A 16,882-nucleotide genomic window follows, 5' to 3' on the forward strand; every position below is an offset into this window, starting at 1 on the left:
TTCTCGTGTTCTGAGCGCACCCCACAGGGTAGCGCCGCCCCCGGTTCCCTGCGCACTCATTTCCGTCGTCGGCGGACCAGCCCGACGGTCTCGCGCACCGCCATCGCCGTCGCGAACGTGCCGAACACCCAGCCAGCACGACCGCGTCGAGCGCCAGGCCGAGGAACGCGCCCGCCACCGTGCCCGGCGCGGCGGTCACCGCCAGCACCGTGCCCCACTTCCCGGACGCGGTGCCCTGACGCAGGTGCACGACCGTCCCGACGATCGAGTTCGGGATGAACATCAGCAGCGAGGTCCCGGCCGCGACGTGCAGGTCCGTGCCGAACAGCAGCACCATCGCCGGCACCGCGAGCAGTCCGCCGCCGAGTCCCATCGCACCCGCCCAGGCCCCGATGACCAGGCCGACCACCGTCGCCGTCGGGTACAGGAACCAGGGATCGGCGACCAGTGACGCCGGCACCACCGCCCCGCCGAGCAGCGGCACGCCCAGCGCGTCGACGAGCAGCTTCGCCGCCGTCAGCACCAGCACGGCCACCAGCAGCACCCGCAGCAGCGTCTCCGAGGCGCGCGCCAGCAGCTTCGGCCCGATCCACCCGCCGACCGTGCCGCCGACGATCAGCCCGGCGCCGGTCCGCAGGTCCAGCGTCCCGCCGCCGAGCGCGTAGGCGGCCGCACCGGCGACGCAGACCCCGATGTTCGCGATCGTCGACGAGCCGTGGATCCGGGCCCGCGACATCGCGGTGAACCGGTCGAGCGCGGGCACGAACAGCACCCCGCTGCCGCCGCCGATCAGCCCGCCGACGACGCCGCCGACCAGGCCGATCACGCCCACCGGCACGGCCCGGCCGTCCCGGTCCGTGTCGGGGGAGAGGCGGACCATCGGGCCAGTGTCACCCCACCGGCGGTCCCGCCGTGCGCGGCGTCCCAGCGGGCGGGAACCGGGGATACGGTCGGCCCATGACGCTCCCGGCCCCGCAGCGGATCACCGTCCCCGGCACGACCCTGCCCGAGATCACCCTGTCCGTGCACGACACCGGCGGCGACGGCAGCCCCGTCCTGCTGCTGCACGGCTGGCCGGACCGGGCCGCCCTGTGGACCCACCAGGCCGCCGCGCTCGCCGGGGCCGGGCACCGCGTCGTCGTCCCGGACCTGCGCGGCTTCGGGGACTCCGACCGGCCCGCCGAGGTCGAGCACTACCGGATGCGGGCCCTGGTCGCCGACGTCCTCGGCGTCGCCGACGCTCTCGGGATCGACCGGTTCGCCCTCGCCGGGCACGACTGGGGCGCCTCCCTCGGCTGGGCCCTCACCCTCGCCTCGCCGCGGGTGACCCGCTACGCCGCGTTCTCCGTCGGGCACCCGGCCGCGTTCGCCACCGCGGGGTTCCGGCAGAAGGCGATGTCCTGGTACATGCTCTGGTTCCAGTTCCCCGGCGTCGCCGAGCAGGTCGTCCCGGCCGACGACTGGCAGTTCCTGCGCGGCTGGCTGCACGCGACCCTGCCCGAGGGGCACCCGATGGCCGTCCGTCAGCTCGCCGACCTGTCCCGGCCGGGCGCCCTGACGGCGTCGCTGAACTGGTACCGCGCCAACATCGACCCGGCGACGTTCGTGCCCACCACGATCCCGCAGCCCCCGCGGATCACGGTGCCGACGATGGGGGTGTGGAGCGACGGCGACCTCGCGCTCACCGAGGGGCAGATGCGGGGGTCCTCGGCGTACGTCGACGACTTCCGCTTCGAGCTCGTCGAGGGCTGCGGGCACTGGATCCCGGAGGAGGCGCCGGAGACCGCGAGCGCCCTGCTCGCCGACTTCCTCGCAGGGTGACCGAGGGGACACGCGCTCCTCGCTGCGCTGCCGGGGGCCGCGGGCCAGGATGGGTCGGGTACAGCGGCGTCCGAACGACACGGAGGAAGCACTGATGGCGGAGAAGAGCCGGATCGGGGTCACCGGGCTGGCGGTGATGGGGGCGAACCTCGCCCGCAACATGGCCCGCCGTGGTTTCCCGGTGGCGGTGCACAACCGCACCACCTCGAAGACGACCGAGTTCATGAAGGACTACGGCGACGAGGGTGCCTTCACCGGCACCGAGTCGCTGCAGGAGTTCGTCGACGCGCTGGAGACCCCGCGCAAGATCGTCGTCATGGTGAAGGCGGGCAAGCCGGTCGACGCCGTCATCGACGAGCTGGCCCCGCTGCTCGACCGGGGCGACATCATCATCGACGCCGGCAACTCGCACTTCCCCGACACCGACCGCCGTGCCGCGTACTGCGAGGAGCGCGGGCTGCGCTTCATGGGCATCGGCGTGTCCGGCGGCGAGGAGGGCGCCCTCAACGGGCCGAGCATCATGCCCGGCGGCCCGCAGGAGGCCTACGGCGAGGTCGAGGAGATCCTCACCGCGATCGCCGCGAACGTCGACGGCACCCCGTGCTGCACCCACGTCGGCCCCGGCGGCGCCGGGCACTACGTGAAGATGGTGCACAACGGCATCGAGTACGCCGACATCCAGCTCATCGCCGAGGCCTACGACCTGCTCACGCACGTCGCCGGGCTGTCCGCGCCGGAGATCGGCAAGATCTTCGAGGAGTGGAACTCGGGCGACCTCGAGTCCTTCCTCATCGAGATCACCGGCATCGTGCTGGCCAAGACCGACGAGAGGACCGGGAAGCCGCTCGTCGACGTCATCGTCGACCAGGCCGAGCAGAAGGGCACCGGCCGCTGGACGGCCATCGACGCGCTCGACCTCGGCGTCCCGCTGACCGGCATCACCGAGGCCGTGTTCGCCCGCACGCTGTCCAACCTGCGCGACGAGCGCCGGGAGGCCTCGACCACGCTGGGCGGCCCGACCCCGGGCTCGGGGAAGAACCGCGACGAGCTGGTCGATGACATCCGCCAGGCCCTCTACGCGTCCAAGGTCGTCGCCTACGCCCAGGGCTTCGCGCAGATGCGTGCCGCCTCGCAGGCCAACGACTGGGACCTCGACCTCGGCGCGATGGCCCGGATCTGGCGCGGCGGCTGCATCATCCGCGCCCAGTTCCTCAACCGGATCACCGAGGCCTACGAGTCCCACCCGGACCTGGACAACCTGCTGATGGTCCCGTACTTCACCGAGGCCGTCGCGAACGCACAGGACGCGTGGCGCCGGGTCGTGGTGACCGCGACCGAGCAGGGCGTGGCGATCCCCGCGTTCTCCTCCAGCCTGTCCTACTACGACGGCTACCGCCGCGAGCGCGGCCCGGCCAACCTGATCCAGGGGCTGCGCGACTACTTCGGGGCGCACACCTACGCGCGCACCGACGCCGACGGCAAGTTCCACACCCGCTGGAGCCAGGACGGCAGCGAGGTCGCCGCGGACTGACGCCCGCGGTCCCCGCCCGGCCCCGGGGGTCAGGTCCGGGCGGGGACCGGGGCCACCACGTCGGCCTCGTCGTCGACGTGGTGGTACTTCCCGCCGCGCAGCGCGCTCGCCACCGCGGCGACCAGGCAGGCGACGGCGGCGAAGCCGAGGGCGAAGGTCAGCCCGTCGGCGAACGGGCCGGAGATCAGCTGCGGGAAGAACTCCCGCCCGGTCAGGTACGCCGACTGCGCGGGCGCCAGCGCGCCGAGGACCTGCGGGCCGAGCAGCGTCGCGATCGGGTTGTAGCCCAGCAGCGCCGCGAACAGGATCCCGACCGGCGGCAGCGCCGCGACCCGGTCCGCCGCGAGCTCCGGCACGCCCTGGGCCATGAGCCCGTCGTGCAGCGACGTGGGCAGCGTCGTCGACAGGCCCGCGATGAGCAGCGAGAAGAACACCCCGATCGACAGCACCGTCGCCGCGTTCTGGAAGGTCGAGGTCATGCCGGCCCCGGCGCCCCGCTGGTGCGCGGGCAGCGAGTTCATGATCGCCGCCCGGTTCGGGGAGCTGAACAGGCCCATCGCCAGGCCGTTGAGCGCCAGCAGTAGCGCGAACGCCCGGTAGTCGAAGTCGACCGGCAGCGCCAGCAGCGCGAGGAACGTCGCGGCCGCGCCGAGCATCCCGACCGTGGCGAAGGCGCGGGCGCCGTAGCGGTCGGACAGGATGCCCGACACCGGTCCGGCGACGAGGAACCCGATCGTCAGCGGGACCATGTAGATGCCCGCCCACAGCGGCGTCGTCTCGAACGGGAAGCCGTGCTCGGGCAGCCAGATGCCCTGCAGCCAGATGATCAGGATGAACTGCAGCCCGCCGCGGCCGAGCGCGGCCAGCAGGCTCGCGATGTTGCCCGCGGTGAACGCGCGGATCGAGAACAGCGAGACGTGGAACATCGGCTCGGGCACCCGGCGCTCGATCCAGGTGAACAGCGCCAGCACCGCGATCCCGCCGAGGATCAGGCCGAGGACGAGCGGGCTGGTCCAGCCCATGACGTCGTCGCCGTAGGGCTGGATGCCATAGGTGATGCCCATCAGGACGGCGACGAGCCCGACCGCGAACGTCAGGTTGCCCCACCAGTCGATCCGCGCCGCGCGGCGGGCGCCGGTGTCGCGGAGCCGGGCGTAGGCCCAGATCGTGCCGAACACCCCGACCGGGACCGACACCAGGAACACCAGGTGCCAGTTCACCGGGGCGAGCACCCCGCCGACGACCAGCCCGAGGAACGAGCCGGCGATCGCCGCGACGGAGTTGATCCCGAGCGCGAGCCCGCGCTGGTGGACCGGGAACGCGTCGGTGAGGATCGCGGTCGAGTTGGCGAGCAGCAGCGCCCCGCCGACGCCCTGCAGCACCCGCATGGTGATCAGCCAGACCGCGCCGGCGTCGCCCTGCATCCAGGTGGCGGCCAGCAGCACCGAGAACACCGTGAAGACGGCGAAGCCCAGGTTGTACATGCGGGTACGGCCGTACATGTCGCCGAGCCGGCCGAAGCTCACGACCAGCACCGCCGTGACGACCAGGTACCCCATGATCAGCCACAGCAGGTAGTCGATGTTGTCCGGCGCCAGCGGGTCGATCCCGATGCCGCGGAAGATGTCCGGCAGCGCGATCAGCAGGATCGACATGTTGATCGTCACGATCAGCACGCCCATCGTGGTGTTCGACAGTGCGACCCACTTGTACCGGTCGGCCGGTCCCGATTTGTTGAGCATCGCTAATAACTGTAGCTCTCCGGTGCGCGTTCGCGCCACGGTCTCGCCCGGCTCGTCCGGTCCGTCCCGATCCTCCCTCGGGTAAAGGAATTCCCAGGTCGGGCGGGGTCTACAGTCCGCGGCGTGAGGTGGCGAGGGGTGGAGCCGTCCGCCGGGACGACCCGGCGCGAGGTGCTGCGCGCGGCGGCCGCCGCAGCCCTGCTGGCGGCGACGGGCGGGTGCTCCACGGGCACCGCGGCATCCCCGCCGCCGTCCCCGGTGACCGGCACCCCGTCCGCTCCGCCGACCACCACGCCCGCCCCGGACCCGGCCGGGACCGAGGTCGCGCACGCCGGCACCGGGCGCCCCGAGCTGGCGCTCACCTTCCACGGCGCCGGCGAGCTCGACCTGGCCCGCCGGGTGCTCACGCTGCTGCACGACCGGGGCGCCGCGGTGACCGTGCTCGCCGTCGGGACCTGGCTCGCCGACAGCCCCGACGCCGCCCGGATCGTCACCGGGCTCGGCCACGAGATCGGCAACCACACCTGGTCCCACGGCGACGTCGACGGCCTCGGCGAGGCCGCCGCCCGCGTCGAGATCGAGCGCTGCCGGGACGTGATCGCGGCGGCCACCGGCGGGCCCGGGGCGTTCTTCCGGCCCTCGCAGGCCCAGCACGCGACCCCGCTGCTGCGCCGCCTCGCCGCCGACGCGGGCTACCCGGTGACCCTGTCCTACGACGTCGACTCCCGCGACTTCACCGACCCCGGACCGGCCGCCGTCGCCGCCCGGGTGCGGACGGCCGGGCCCGGCAGCGTCGTGAGCATGCACCTGGGCCACCCCGGCACGCTCGCCGCGCTCCCCGCCGTCCTCGACGACCTCGACGCCCGCGGCCTGCGCGCGGTCACCGCGACCCGCCTGCTGGCCCCGGCATGACCCGCCCACCCCGGAGGGAACCCGTGCGCCGCCCGCTGTACGTCCTGCTGGCCCTCGCCGCGCTCGCGGCGGGCTGCTCCGGCCCCGCGCCGACGACCCCCGGGGCGTCCCCGGCCCCGTCGGCCGCGCAGGCCGCGCCGGAGCAGGCCGGGCTGCCCGGCATGCCCCCGGTGACCGACCCCGGCAACGTCGACGCGGCCGCCGGCGCGAACATGCTCTCCGACGCCGCCCGTGCGGCGAAGCCGCTGGTCTACGTCCCGCACACGAAGTCGGGGGAGGTCCGGGTGATCGACCCGGCGACCTTCGCCACCGTCGGCACCTACCGCCTCGGCGGGGAGCTGCAGCACGTGGTCCCGGCGTGGGACATGCAGACCCTCTACGCCACCGACGACACCACGAACAAGATCACCCCGTTCGACCCGCGCACCGGGCTGCCGGGCCGGAACATCCCGGTCGAGGACCCCTACAACATGTACTTCACCCCGGACGGGGCCTCGGCGATCTCGGTCGCGGAGGCCCGCCGGAAGCTGGTCTTCTACGACCCGCACACCTGGGCCCGCCAGACCGAGATCCCGACCCCGGACTGCGCGGGCATCGACCACGCCGACTTCACCCCCGACGGCCGGACCGCGGTGTTCACCTGCGAGTTCGCCGGCCGCGTCGCCGTCGTCGACATCCCGGGACGACGGCTGCTGCGGATGGTCGACATGCCGGTGCGGCACACCATGATGGGCCCGCAGGACATCAAGCTCGCCCCGGACGGCTCGGTGTTCTACATCGCCGACTCCGAGGAGAACGGGGTCTGGGTGCTCGACGGCGCCGCCACCCGCGTGCTGCGCGAGATCCCGACCGGCGCCGGCGCGCACGGGCTCTACCTCTCCCGCGACGCCCGCGACCTCTACGTCACCAACCGGCACGACGGCAGCGTCTCGGTGCTGGACTCCCGCACCGGGGCGACGAAGGCGCTCTGGCGGATCCCCGGGAAGGCGAGTCCCGACATGGGTAACGTCTCGGCCGACGGCCGGACCCTGTGGTTGTCCGGGCGCTACGACCGGGAGGTGTACGTGCTCTCCACCGACGACGGGCACCTGATCCGTCGGATCCCGGTCGGCGACGGCCCGCACGGGCTGTGCGTGTGGCCGCAGCCCGGCCGCTACTCCCTCGGCCACACCGGGATCACCCGGTGACCGCCGGACCGACGGCGGCGACGACCTCGGCCCGCCGGACCGAGCAGCTGTTCCGCGTCGCCCTGGTCGTGAAGGGCATCGACGGGGCCGCGGAGCTGCTGGGCGCCGTCGCGCTGGTGCTGGTGTCGGGGGACTGGCTGCACCGGGTCGTCGCGCAGATCCTCGCCCGCGACCTGATCGGTCCACCGGACGGCACCCTGGCCCGGCACCTGACCGAGGGCGTCGACCGCTTCGCCGGCGGGGACCGCACCTTCGTGATCGTCTACCTCGGGCTGCACGGCGTGCTCAAGCTCGGCCTGGTCGCGGCGCTGCTGACCCGCTGGCGCCCTGCCTACCCGCCCGCGGTGGTGATCCTGGCGGTGTTCGTCGTGTACGAGCTGGTCCACGCCTGGCACACGCACTCCATCGTGCTGCCGTTCCTCGCCGCGCTCGACATCGCGATCATCGTGATGGTGGTCCGGGAGTACCGGCTGCTCGGCCGGGAGGCCGCCGACTCAGGCGCCGGCAGCGACCGGTAGCCGCTCCAGGACCGCGCGCGCCGCGGCGCGACCGGCCCGGTCGGCGCCGATCGTGCTCGCCGAGGGGCCGTAGCCGACCAGGTGCACCCGCGGGTCGGCGACGACGCCGGTGTCCAGCGGGGCGCCCATGACGATCCCGCCGCCCGGTCCGCGCAGCCGCAGCGGGGCGAGGTGGCCCAGCGCGGGCCGCCAGCCGGTCGCCCACAGCAGCACGTCCGCGGGCTCGCGGGTGCCGTCGGACCACTCCACCCCGTCCGGCACGACCCGGGCGAACATCGGCCTGCGGGCCAGCACCCCGCTCGCGATCCCGGCCCGCACCCCGGGCGTGAGCCCCAGCCCGGTCACACCGACGACGCTGCGGGGTGGCAGCCCGGCCCGGACCCGCTCCTCGACCCGGGCGACGGCGGCGCGCCCCTGCCCGGGCCCGAACGGCCCGTCGTGCCACTCGGGCTCCCGGCGGGTGACCCAGGTCGTCGCGGCGGCGTACGGGGCGATCTCCAGCAGCAGCTGCACCGCGGTGATCCCGCCGCCGACCACGACGACCCGCCGGCCGGCCATGGCCTCGGGACCCGGGTACCCACGGGCGTGCAGGCTCGTGCCGCGGAACGTCGCGAGGCCCGGGTAGGCGGGCACGAACGGGCGGGTCCAGGTGCCGGTGGCGTTGATCAGGTGGTCGGCGACCCAGGTGCCGCGGTCGGTGTCGACCGCCAGCGGTCCGCCGGTGTCGACGTCCGGCGGCCCGCCGGCGTCGGACACCCGGCGGACGTGCACCGGGCGCACGACCCGCAGGTCCAGCTCGCGTTCGATGCGCCCGAAGTAGGCCGGGACGGCGTCCCGCGCGGGCAGGTCCGGGTCGGCGCCCGGGTCGTCGAAGCCGGAGCGGACCCCGGCGACGTCGTGGATGCCGTTCACCGTGCGCATCCGCAGGGTCGGCCAGCGGTGCCGCCACGCGCCGCCGGGGCCGTCCTCGCCGTCGAGCACGACGAAGCCGGGGCCCGGCTCCAGCCCGCCGCGCCGCAGCCCGGCCGCCGCCGACAGGCCCGCCTGGCCCGCGCCGATCACCACGACCCCGGTCCGCTCCACATCCGGGCCAACGCCCCGGCCGCATCCGGTCATCCCGCGGTGATCGCCGGTTGTGGAGCATCACGCCCGCCTCGCGGACGCTGCGCTCCACAACCGGTGATCACGGCTGCGCCGCGGCGCGGACCACGTCGGCGACGTCGGCGTTGCCGCCGCAGACGACCAGGGCGAGCCGGGCGTCCGGGTGCCACTCCACGATCCGGCGGGCGGCCGGGACCAGACAGCCCGCGGCCGGCTCGGCCCAGATCCCCGCGTGCTCGGCGAGGGCGAGGGTGCCGCGGCAGGCCTCGGCGTCGTCGACGACGAGGACCTCGTGCACCAGCGCGCGGACGTGGTCGTAGGTCAGCTGCGACGCCGACGGCGCGGACAGCGTGGTGATCGCCGACGAGATCGTGACGGGCGTCGGGCCGCCCGCGGCCAGGGCGGCGGACATCGCCTCGGCACCGACGGTCTCCACACCCCACACCCGGGTGCCGGGCAGCAGGGCGTGGACGGCCGTGGCGACCCCGGAGATCAGCGCCCCGCCGCCGATGGAGACCAGCACGTCGGTCGGCGGCTCGCCGAGGGCGACCGCGTCGCGGGCCAGCTCCAGCCCCACGGTGCCCTGCGCGGCGACGATCACCGGGTCGTCGAACGGGTGCACCAGCGTCCGCCCGGCCCGCTGCAGCTCCCCGGCCTGCGTGAACGCGGCCGCGATGTCGTCGGTGAGCCGCACGTCGGCACCGGCGGCGCGGGCCGCGGCGACCGACCGGGCCGGCGCGGTGCGCGGCATGACGACGACCGCGTCCACCCCCGCGGCGCCCGCGACCTCGGCGACGGCGAGCCCGTGGTTGCCGCCCGACACCGCGACGACGCCCGCGGCGCGCTCGACGTCGGTCAGCGACGCGAGCTTGGCCAGCACCCCGCGCGGCTTGAACGACCCGGCCCGCTGCAGGTGCTCCAGCTTGAGCAGCACGGGCGCGCCGAGGGCCGCGGACAGCCCGGGGGAGGGGACGGTCGGGGTGCGCACCACGCCCCCGGCGATCCGCTCCGCCGCCGTCTCGATGTCTGCGATGCTCACCCGGTCCGCCACCGCCGCAACGTAACCCCGGCCCCGCGGCCGGGCCCGGTCAGGTCCGGGGCCGGAAGCGGTCGGCGAGCTGCGGGTCGTCCTGCCACCACAGCCGGGACGGGGCGGGCGCGGCGTCGGGGCCGGATTCCGGGCCGGACGTCGTGCCGGACGCAGGAGCCGGGGTCTCGGCGGCGTCGAGCTCGGCGTCGGTCGCGCGGGCCCGGCGTGCGTCCTCCCGGGAGAACAGCCACAGCACGACCCCGAGGAACGGCAGCCCGACCACGTCGCCGCCGATCCACAGCACCCCGGCGCCGAGCACCTGGTCGGTGTGCGGGTCCGGGCCCCAGCCGCGGTGCAGCCCCAGGTAGTACGCCGCCGCGACGGCCGGGCCCAGCCACAGCACGATCCCGAGCACGGCGTCGCCGACCATCTCGGCGATCGTCAGCACCAGGGTCACCGGGTACGGCGTCGACGCGGGCGTCGGGTCGATCCGCAGCCGGGTCCAGAAGTAGACGAACCCGCAGGCCACGAGGCCGGTTCCGACGGCACCGGACACGACGCCGTCGCGCAGGGTCATGGCGTAGAGCGGGGTGAGGTAGACGACCATCAGGGGCGCGACGAGCAGCACGGTCGCCGCGAACGGGCCGGTCAGCACCCGCGCGGCCCGGGAGTGCAGCACCCGTCGCCAGGCCGGGCGACGGTCCTCCGGCACGCCCGCTGCCAGCAGCGTCAGCGGCGCACCGAGCGCGAGCAGCATCGGCACCACCATGAGCAGCAGCAGGTTCTGCACGGCGCGCACCCAGAACAGCGTGTCGTCGTACACCCCGACGAACGACGACCCGGCCAGTACGGCGACGACCAGCCCGGCGCCGAACGCGACGGCACGGCCCCGCGGCCATCCTGGACGGCCCCGGGCGGCGACCGTGTAGCCCGCGGCCGCCGTGGCACTCGCCCCGAGCAGGAGGGGCGCGAACCGCCACGTCGTGAACAGCCGGAGCGCCGTCAGCGGCGGCAGCAGCGCGGCGGCCGTCACCGTCGGGCCGCGGGGGAGCAGGTCACGGCGTCATCCTGCGCCGCTCCGGACCGCCGTGGAAGGGACGGTGGGCGGGTCGGCACGACTGCGTCGAACCCGCCCGGGATCCGTTCGGCGCCGTTCGCGCGGGTCGTCCGGAGCAGCGGGCCCGGGCTCAGCCCATCGTCCGCGCGCCGTCGATCGCCTCGCGGATGATGTCGGCGTGCCCGGCGTGCTGGCTGGTCTCGGCGAGCATGTGGATCGCGACCCGGCGGACCGACCAGGACGTGTTCGGCTCGAACCACGGCGCGACCGGCAGGAGGTGCGCCGTGTCCAGGTCCGCGGTCCGCAGCACCTCCTCGGTGCGCGCGGCGACCTGCTCGACCCGGGCCCGCAGGTAGTCCAGGGTCTCGTGGTCGGCCAGGACGAACCGGGTGTCCACCCACTCCTCGCCGGAGGCGGACCAGTCACCGCCGTTCGCGTCGGCCTCGGCGTCGACGGCGCCCCAGTCGACGGAGTCGTTGTAGACCTCGACGTCACCGAACGCGGCGGCGCCCTCGACGGCGAAGCGGAACCACTGCTCCTCGGTGTCCGCGACGTGCTTGAGCAGTGAGGCGATCGTCAGCGCACTCACCGTGCTGCGGGTGCGCGCCTGCTCCTCGGTCAGCCCGTCGGCGGTCTGCAGCAGGAAGCCGCGGTGCCGCTCCAGGGTGGCGATCAGCTCGGCACGCTCGCCGGTCAGGGCCTGCTTCTCGTCGGTGGCGTTCATTCCGGGGCCGCCTCTCGGGTCCGCGGACCGGGGCCGTCCCGGTCCGACGGGAACGACGATAGGACCGATCGCGGACGGATCCGGTCCTCGATCAGGGGCGTCTCCGGAATCAGTCGTCGAGTTCGTGCAGCGCGGTCTCCCAGCGCTCCCGGCGGGCGTCGTCGTCCTGGTCCCACCAGGGGGTGCCGCGCTCGCCGAGGCCGTGCTTGGCCGCGGACACCCGCGTCCGGGCGGCGGCGACGCGGTCGTCGTCGCCGGTCCGCCTACCGGCCCCGACCTCGGCGCGGGCCTTCCCGAGGTGCTGCTGCAGCGCGGACCGCACGTCGTCGGGGATCGTCGGATCGGTGGCGCGCCACCGGCGGCCCCGGACGACGATGTACCGGCCGTCCGGGGTCCGCTCGGGTTCGCTCACGGGGTGGCGGCGTGCTCAGCCGCTGACCGGCACCACGTCCGGCGCGCCGAGGCGGGCGGCGTCGGCGGTGGCGTCGTCGGGCATCTTCTGGCTCTCCCGCTCGGCCTCGACCCGCTTGACGTAGTGGTCGACCTCGCGGGCGATCTGCTCGTCGTTCCAGCCCAGCACCGGGGCGACCAGCTTCGCGGTCTCCTCGGCGGCACCCACGCCCCGGTCGAAGGTCTCGATCGAGATCCGGGTGCGGCGGGCGAGGATGTCCTCCAGGTGCCGCGCGCCCTCGTGCGAGGCGCCGTAGACGACCTCGGCCCGCAGGTAGTCCTCGGCGCCGGTGAGCGGCTCGGCCAGGGTCGGGTCGGCGATGAGGAGGTCGAGGACCTCGTCGATCAGCGAGCCGTACCGGCCGAGCAGGTGCTCGATCCGCACCGGGTGCAGCCCGCTGCGCGCGGCGAGCTGGTGGGTCGAGTTGCGCAGCGCCGTGAAGCCCTCGGCGCCGAGCAGCGGGACCTTCTCGGTGCAGGAGGCGGGCACCTTCGCGTCGAGCGAGTGCACGGCCGCGTCGACGGCGTCCTTGGCCATCACGCGATAGGTCGTGTACTTGCCCCCGGCCACGACGACCAGCCCGGGAACCGGGGTGGCGACGGCGTGCTCACGGGACAGCTTCGAGGTCGCCTCGGACTCGCCGTGCAGCAGCGGGCGCAGGCCGGCGTAGACGCCCTCGACGTCCTCGTGGGTCAGCGGCTGCTCCAGCACCTCGTTGACGTGCGCGAGCAGGTACTCGATGTCGGCCGCGCTCGCCGCCGGGTGCGCCTTGTCCAGGTCCCAGTCGGTGTCGGTGGTGCCGATGATCCAGTGCCGGCCCCACGGGATGACGAACAGCACCGACTTCTCGGTGCGCAGGATCAGCCCGGCGTCGCCGCGGATCCGGTCGCGCGGGACGACCAGGTGGATGCCCTTGGACGCACGCACCTTGAACTGGCCGCGCTCGCCGGCGAGGCCCTGGGTGTCGTCGGTCCACACCCCGGTGGCGTTGATGACCTCCTTGGCGCGGACGTCGAACCGGTCGCCGGACTCCAGGTCCTGCACGGTCGCGCCGATCACGCGGCCGGAGTCCTTCAGCAGCCCGACGACGCGGGCGCGGGTCGCCACGTGCGCGCCATAGGCGGCCGCGGTACGGGCGATCTCCATGGTGTGGCGGGCGTCGTCGACCTGGGCGTCGTAGTACTCCAGGGCCCCGACCAGGGCGTCCTTGCGCAGCGACGGCACGACCTTGCGGGCGCCGCGACGGGTGAGGTGCCGGTGGTGGGGCAGGCCGCGGGCCCGGCCGGACAGCAGCCCGAGCGAGTCGTAGAGCGCGACGCCGGCACCGGCGTAGAAGCGCTCCCACACGTGGTGCTTGAGCGGGTAGACGAACGGCACCGGGCGGACGAGGTGCGGCGCGAGGGTCTGGATCAGCAGCCCCCGCTCCTGCAGCGCCTCGGCCACCAGGCGGAAGTCGAGCATCTCCAGGTAGCGCAGGCCGCCGTGGATGAGCTTGGAGGAACGGCTCGACGTGCCGGACGCGAAGTCGCGGGCCTCGACCAGCCCGGTCGACAGACCACGGGTGGCCGCGTCGAGGGCGGCACCGGCGCCGACGACGCCACCGCCGACGACCAGCACGTCCAGTTCGCGGTCGCCCATCGCCTGCAGCGCCGTGGTACGGGCCTCCGGGGAGAGCGCCACCGATTTCATGATCAGACCTTCCTGAGTGGTTCGTGCTCGTGCTGTCCCGCCGGGGGACTACCCGTTGAACACCCGTCCGATCGCGGGTGTGCCCGGTGTCGCCCCCACGTGTGGTGAGGGCGACACCGGGCGGGTGGTCCTACTGGACGTCGACCCAGTCCAGGGTCCGCTCGACGGCCTTCTTCCAGCGGCCGTAGCCCTCGTTGCGCTGCTCCTCGGACCAGGTCGGCTCCCAGCGCCGGGCCTCGTTCCAGTTCTCCCGCAGCTCGTCGGTGTTCTTCCAGAACCCGACGGCCAGCCCGGCCGCGTAGGCCGCACCGAGCGCGGTGGTCTCGGCGACGACGGGCCGCGAGACCGGGACGCCCAGCACGTCGGCCTGGATCTGCATGCACAGCTCGTTCTGGGTGACGCCGCCGTCGACCTTCAGCGTCTCCAGGGTCACCCCGGAGTCCTTGGTCATGGCGTCGCTGACGTCGCGGGACTGGTAGCAGATCGCCTCCAGCGTGGCCCGGGCCAGGTGCGCGTTGGTGTTGAACCGGGACAGGCCGACGATCGCGCCGCGGGCGTCGGAACGCCAGTACGGCGCGAACAGGCCGGAGAACGCCGGGACGAAGTACACGCCGCCGTTGTCCTCGACCTGGCGGGCCAGCGACTCCGACTGCGAGGCGCCGGAGATGATGCCGAGCTGGTCGCGCAGCCACTGCACGGCCGAGCCGGTGACCGCGATGGAGCCCTCCAGCGCGTAGACCGGACGCTCGCCCTCGAACTGATAGCACATCGTGGTGAGCAGGCCGGACTCCGAGCGGACCAGCTCGGTGCCGGTGTTGAGCAGCATGAAGTTGCCGGTGCCGTAGGTGTTCTTGGCCTCGCCGGGGGCGAAGCAGACCTGGCCGACGGTCGCCGCCTGCTGGTCGCCCAGGTCACCGGTGATGGGGACCTCGCCGCCGAGGGGGCCGTTCGCGAGGGTTTTCCCGAACGCGGTCGCCGACGACGACGGCTTGATCTCCGGCAGCATCTGCCGCGGGATGCCGAAGAAGCCGAGCAGCTCGTCGTCCCAGTCGAGGCTCTCGAGGTCCATCAGCATGGTGCGGCTGGCGTTGGTCACGTCGGTGACGTGCAGCCCGCCGTTGGTGCCGCCGGTGAGGTTCCAGATGACCCAGGTGTCGGTGTTGCCGAAGACCGCGTCGCCGTTCTCGCGGCCTCGCGGACGCCTGGACGCCGTCGACGTTCTCCAGGATCCACTGGATCTTGCCGCCGGAGAAGTAGGTGGCGGGCGGGAGACCGGCCTTGCGGCGGATGACGTCACCGCGGCCGTCGCGGTCGAGTGCGGTCGCGATCCGGTCGGTGCGGGTGTCCTGCCAGACGATCGCGTTGTAGTACGGGCGCCCGGTGCGCCGGTTCCACACGACGGTGGTCTCACGCTGGTTGGTGATGCCCAGCGCGACCAGGTCGGACGCGGACAGTCCGGTCTTGGTGAGCGCCTGCTGCAGGCAGGTGTTGGTGCGCTCGATGATCTCGATCGGGTCGTGCTCGACCCAGCCGGCCTGCGGCAGGATCTGCTCGTGCTCCAGCTGGTGGCGACCCACCTCGTTGCCGCTGTGGTCGAAGATCATGAAGCGGCTGGAGGTGGTGCCCTGGTCGACGGCGCCGACGAACTCGGCCATGAGTTCTCCTGTGTGTCTCGAGCGGGTGGTTCGGGGGTGGGGGCGGGTGCGGTCAGCGCACGTCGCCGACCTCCTGCGGAGCGTCCTCGACGGGGATGTAGCGGTCGATCAGCAGCTTGAACAGGCCGCCGCCGACGAGGGCGCCGACCAGCGGCGCGACGATCGGCAGCCACCAGTACGGCGTGCCGTCACCGGTGACCCACGCGGTCTCGTACCCGGTGATCCACGATGCCAGGCGCGGGCCGAAGTCGCGGGCCGGGTTGATGGCGTAGCCGGCGTTCGCGCCCCAGGCCATGCCGATGCCCACGACCAGGATGCCGATCATGAACGGGGCCATGTTGGACAGCGGGCCCTTGTTGCGCGGGTGGACCAGCGCGAAGATCACGAACACCAGGATCGCGGTGCCGACGACCTGGTCGAAGAACGCCGTCGTGATCGTCGTCGGGTCGCCCGGCGAGGTCGAGAAGATGCCCTGGGTGTCGGTCAGGTTCGGGTCGACCGAGCGGATGAAGTCGGCGTAGACGAACCGGACGATCAGCGCGGCGACGAACGCACCGAGGGTCTGGGCCAGCACGAACGGCGCGACCTTCCGCCACGGGAAGCCCTCGTAGACGGCGAACGCGAGCGTGACGGCCGGGTTCAGGTGGGCGCCGGAGATCCGGCCCGCCACGTAGACGCCCAGCATCACGCCGAAGCCCCAAGCCCAGGCGATCGAGTCGTAGGCGCCCTTCGAGCCGTCCGGTGTGGTGACGACCTGCGCGACGACGCCGACGCCGAAGAGGATCAGGATCATCGTCCCGGCGAACTCGGCGCTCAGCTCGCCGATCAGCGACGGCGCCTTCGCCGTCGCCGGTGTCGTGCGTGTGGCCCGGGTCGCCGGTGCCGGTTCGGCTGCCGTGTTCTCGGAGCTCGTCATCGAACCCCCTCCTGGGTGAGTCCCCTCGCGGAGCCGGGCGGCCCCGTCGTGTGATGCGCGACGCTAGGAGTGCGGACGTGCCCGGGCAACGCAGACCGTTCGACGATGCCGAACGTTGCGGGTCGATCGGTCCATGATCCAGTCCGCGGAGCGTCCGGACGGCCTACGATCGCTGCGTGGCACGGGCGATCCAGTCGGTGGAGCGGGCGGCGGCGCTGCTGCGGCTGCTCGGCGGCGCGGGGCGCCCGCTGGCGCTGGCCGAGCTGGCGGCGGCCCTGGACCTGCCGCGCCCGACGGCGCACGGTCTGCTGCGCACCCTCCGCGAGGAGGGGCTGGTGGCGCAGGAGTCGTCGTCGGGCCGCTACCTGCTGGGCGAGGGGCTGGGGCGGCTGGGCACCCCGTGGGACCGGCACGACCTGCGCGCCCGGGCGATGAACTGGGCCGACGCGCTGGCGGCGGGCACCGGCTGCGCGGTGTACCTGGGCGTGCCGTCCGCCGACGGGGCCGGGGACGTGAGTGGTGGCCACCACGTGTTCCGGCCCGACGAC

The 16,882-nt window shown here is 73.8% G+C and carries 15 protein-coding genes and 1 pseudogene; 6 read left to right on the top strand and 10 right to left on the bottom strand.

Annotated elements, in window-relative coordinates:
* Window positions 1-880 (bottom strand): sulfite exporter TauE/SafE family protein (locus tag KPL57_RS06480; protein ID WP_226350889.1); only part of this gene is annotated, 880 nt, incomplete at its 3' end.
* Window positions 881-957: 77 nt separating this feature from the next.
* Here KPL57_RS06480 and KPL57_RS06485 point away from each other — a divergent pair.
* Complete coding sequence (locus KPL57_RS06485) at window positions 958-1,821, top strand: alpha/beta fold hydrolase (RefSeq protein ID WP_226350890.1); 864 nt, start codon at window positions 958-960, stop codon at window positions 1,819-1,821.
* A gap of 94 nt (window positions 1,822-1,915) precedes the next feature.
* The gene (gndA, locus tag KPL57_RS06490) at window positions 1,916-3,352 is read left to right on the top strand and encodes an NADP-dependent phosphogluconate dehydrogenase (RefSeq protein WP_226350891.1); all 1,437 of its coding nucleotides are present in this window, start codon (window positions 1,916-1,918) and stop codon (window positions 3,350-3,352) included.
* 29 nt (window positions 3,353-3,381) lie between these two features.
* Here the strand turns inward: gndA and KPL57_RS06495 are convergent, their stop codons facing one another.
* Window positions 3,382-5,094 (bottom strand): MFS transporter, encoded by a 1,713-nt coding sequence (locus tag KPL57_RS06495; protein WP_226350892.1) that lies wholly within the window; start codon window positions 5,092-5,094, stop codon window positions 3,382-3,384.
* Between the two features lie 123 nt (window positions 5,095-5,217).
* On the opposite strand from KPL57_RS06495, the gene KPL57_RS06500 reads away from it, so the two are divergent.
* The 3 genes from KPL57_RS06500 to KPL57_RS06510 are packed head-to-tail and all read left to right on the top strand — an operon-like array spanning window position 5,218 to window position 7,711.
* Window positions 5,218-6,006 carry a polysaccharide deacetylase family protein gene (locus KPL57_RS06500; RefSeq protein WP_226350893.1) on the top strand — a complete coding sequence of 263 codons (789 nt, stop codon included), beginning with the start codon at window positions 5,218-5,220 and terminating at the stop codon, window positions 6,004-6,006.
* 23 nt (window positions 6,007-6,029) lie between these two features.
* Window positions 6,030-7,193 (top strand): YncE family protein, encoded by a 1,164-nt coding sequence (locus KPL57_RS06505; RefSeq protein ID WP_226350894.1) that lies wholly within the window; start codon window positions 6,030-6,032, stop codon window positions 7,191-7,193.
* Window positions 7,190-7,711 (top strand): DUF2127 domain-containing protein, encoded by a 522-nt coding sequence (locus tag KPL57_RS06510; protein WP_226350895.1) that lies wholly within the window; start codon window positions 7,190-7,192, stop codon window positions 7,709-7,711. The genes KPL57_RS06505 and KPL57_RS06510 overlap by 4 nt, the downstream gene beginning before the upstream one ends.
* Here KPL57_RS06510 and KPL57_RS06515 read toward each other — a convergent pair.
* The 8 genes and pseudogenes from KPL57_RS06515 to KPL57_RS06550 form a co-directional block, all read right to left on the bottom strand.
* Window positions 7,688-8,827, bottom strand: a complete 1,140-nt coding sequence (locus KPL57_RS06515; RefSeq protein ID WP_226350896.1) for an NAD(P)/FAD-dependent oxidoreductase — start codon at window positions 8,825-8,827, stop codon at window positions 7,688-7,690. The two genes, KPL57_RS06510 and KPL57_RS06515, sit on opposite strands and share 24 nt — an antisense overlap.
* A gap of 67 nt (window positions 8,828-8,894) precedes the next feature.
* Window positions 8,895-9,851, bottom strand: a complete 957-nt coding sequence (locus KPL57_RS06520; RefSeq protein WP_226350897.1) for a pyridoxal-phosphate dependent enzyme — start codon at window positions 9,849-9,851, stop codon at window positions 8,895-8,897.
* Between the two features lie 49 nt (window positions 9,852-9,900).
* Complete coding sequence (locus KPL57_RS06525) at window positions 9,901-10,875, bottom strand: cytochrome c oxidase assembly protein (RefSeq protein WP_226350898.1); 975 nt, start codon at window positions 10,873-10,875, stop codon at window positions 9,901-9,903.
* A 154-nt stretch (window positions 10,876-11,029) separates the two neighbouring features.
* Window positions 11,030-11,623 (bottom strand): DinB family protein, encoded by a 594-nt coding sequence (locus KPL57_RS06530; protein ID WP_226350899.1) that lies wholly within the window; start codon window positions 11,621-11,623, stop codon window positions 11,030-11,032.
* 109 nt (window positions 11,624-11,732) lie between these two features.
* On the bottom strand, window positions 11,733-12,035 hold the full coding sequence (locus tag KPL57_RS06535; protein WP_226350900.1) for a hypothetical protein: 303 nt from the start codon (window positions 12,033-12,035) through the stop codon (window positions 11,733-11,735).
* 15 nt (window positions 12,036-12,050) lie between these two features.
* Window positions 12,051-13,763 carry a glycerol-3-phosphate dehydrogenase/oxidase gene (locus KPL57_RS06540; RefSeq protein ID WP_226350901.1) on the bottom strand — a complete coding sequence of 571 codons (1,713 nt, stop codon included), beginning with the start codon at window positions 13,761-13,763 and terminating at the stop codon, window positions 12,051-12,053.
* Window positions 13,764-13,893: 130 nt separating this feature from the next.
* Window positions 13,894-15,418, bottom strand: a pseudogene (glpK, locus tag KPL57_RS06545) (glycerol kinase GlpK).
* A gap of 52 nt (window positions 15,419-15,470) precedes the next feature.
* Window positions 15,471-16,211 carry an MIP/aquaporin family protein gene (locus KPL57_RS06550; RefSeq protein WP_374203678.1) on the bottom strand — a complete coding sequence of 247 codons (741 nt, stop codon included), beginning with the start codon at window positions 16,209-16,211 and terminating at the stop codon, window positions 15,471-15,473.
* A gap of 299 nt (window positions 16,212-16,510) precedes the next feature.
* Between KPL57_RS06550 and KPL57_RS06555 the strand changes: the two genes are divergently transcribed.
* Window positions 16,511-16,882, top strand: a 372-nt coding sequence (locus tag KPL57_RS06555; protein ID WP_226350903.1) for a helix-turn-helix domain-containing protein, incomplete at its 3' end; no start/stop codon positions are given.

The sequence above is a fragment of the Pseudonocardia sp. ICBG601 genome (genome assembly GCF_020496245.1).

Bases quoted from the DNA above. Each gene is read 5' to 3' on its own strand.
- KPL57_RS06485 (WP_226350890.1), top strand. From the start codon at position 958: ATGACGCTCCCGGCCCCGCAGCGGATCACCGTCCCCGGCACGACCCTG.
- KPL57_RS06530 (WP_226350899.1), bottom strand. From the start codon at position 11,623: ATGAACGCCACCGACGAGAAGCAGGCCCTGACCGGCGAGCGTGCCGAG.
- KPL57_RS06495 (WP_226350892.1), bottom strand. From the start codon at position 5,094: ATGCTCAACAAATCGGGACCGGCCGACCGGTACAAGTGGGTCGCACTG.
- gndA (WP_226350891.1), top strand. From the start codon at position 1,916: ATGGCGGAGAAGAGCCGGATCGGGGTCACCGGGCTGGCGGTGATGGGG.
- KPL57_RS06540 (WP_226350901.1), bottom strand. From the start codon at position 13,763: ATGAAATCGGTGGCGCTCTCCCCGGAGGCCCGTACCACGGCGCTGCAG.
- KPL57_RS06550 (WP_374203678.1), bottom strand. From the start codon at position 16,211: ATGATCCTGATCCTCTTCGGCGTCGGCGTCGTCGCGCAGGTCGTCACC.
- KPL57_RS06515 (WP_226350896.1), bottom strand. From the start codon at position 8,827: ATGACCGGATGCGGCCGGGGCGTTGGCCCGGATGTGGAGCGGACCGGG.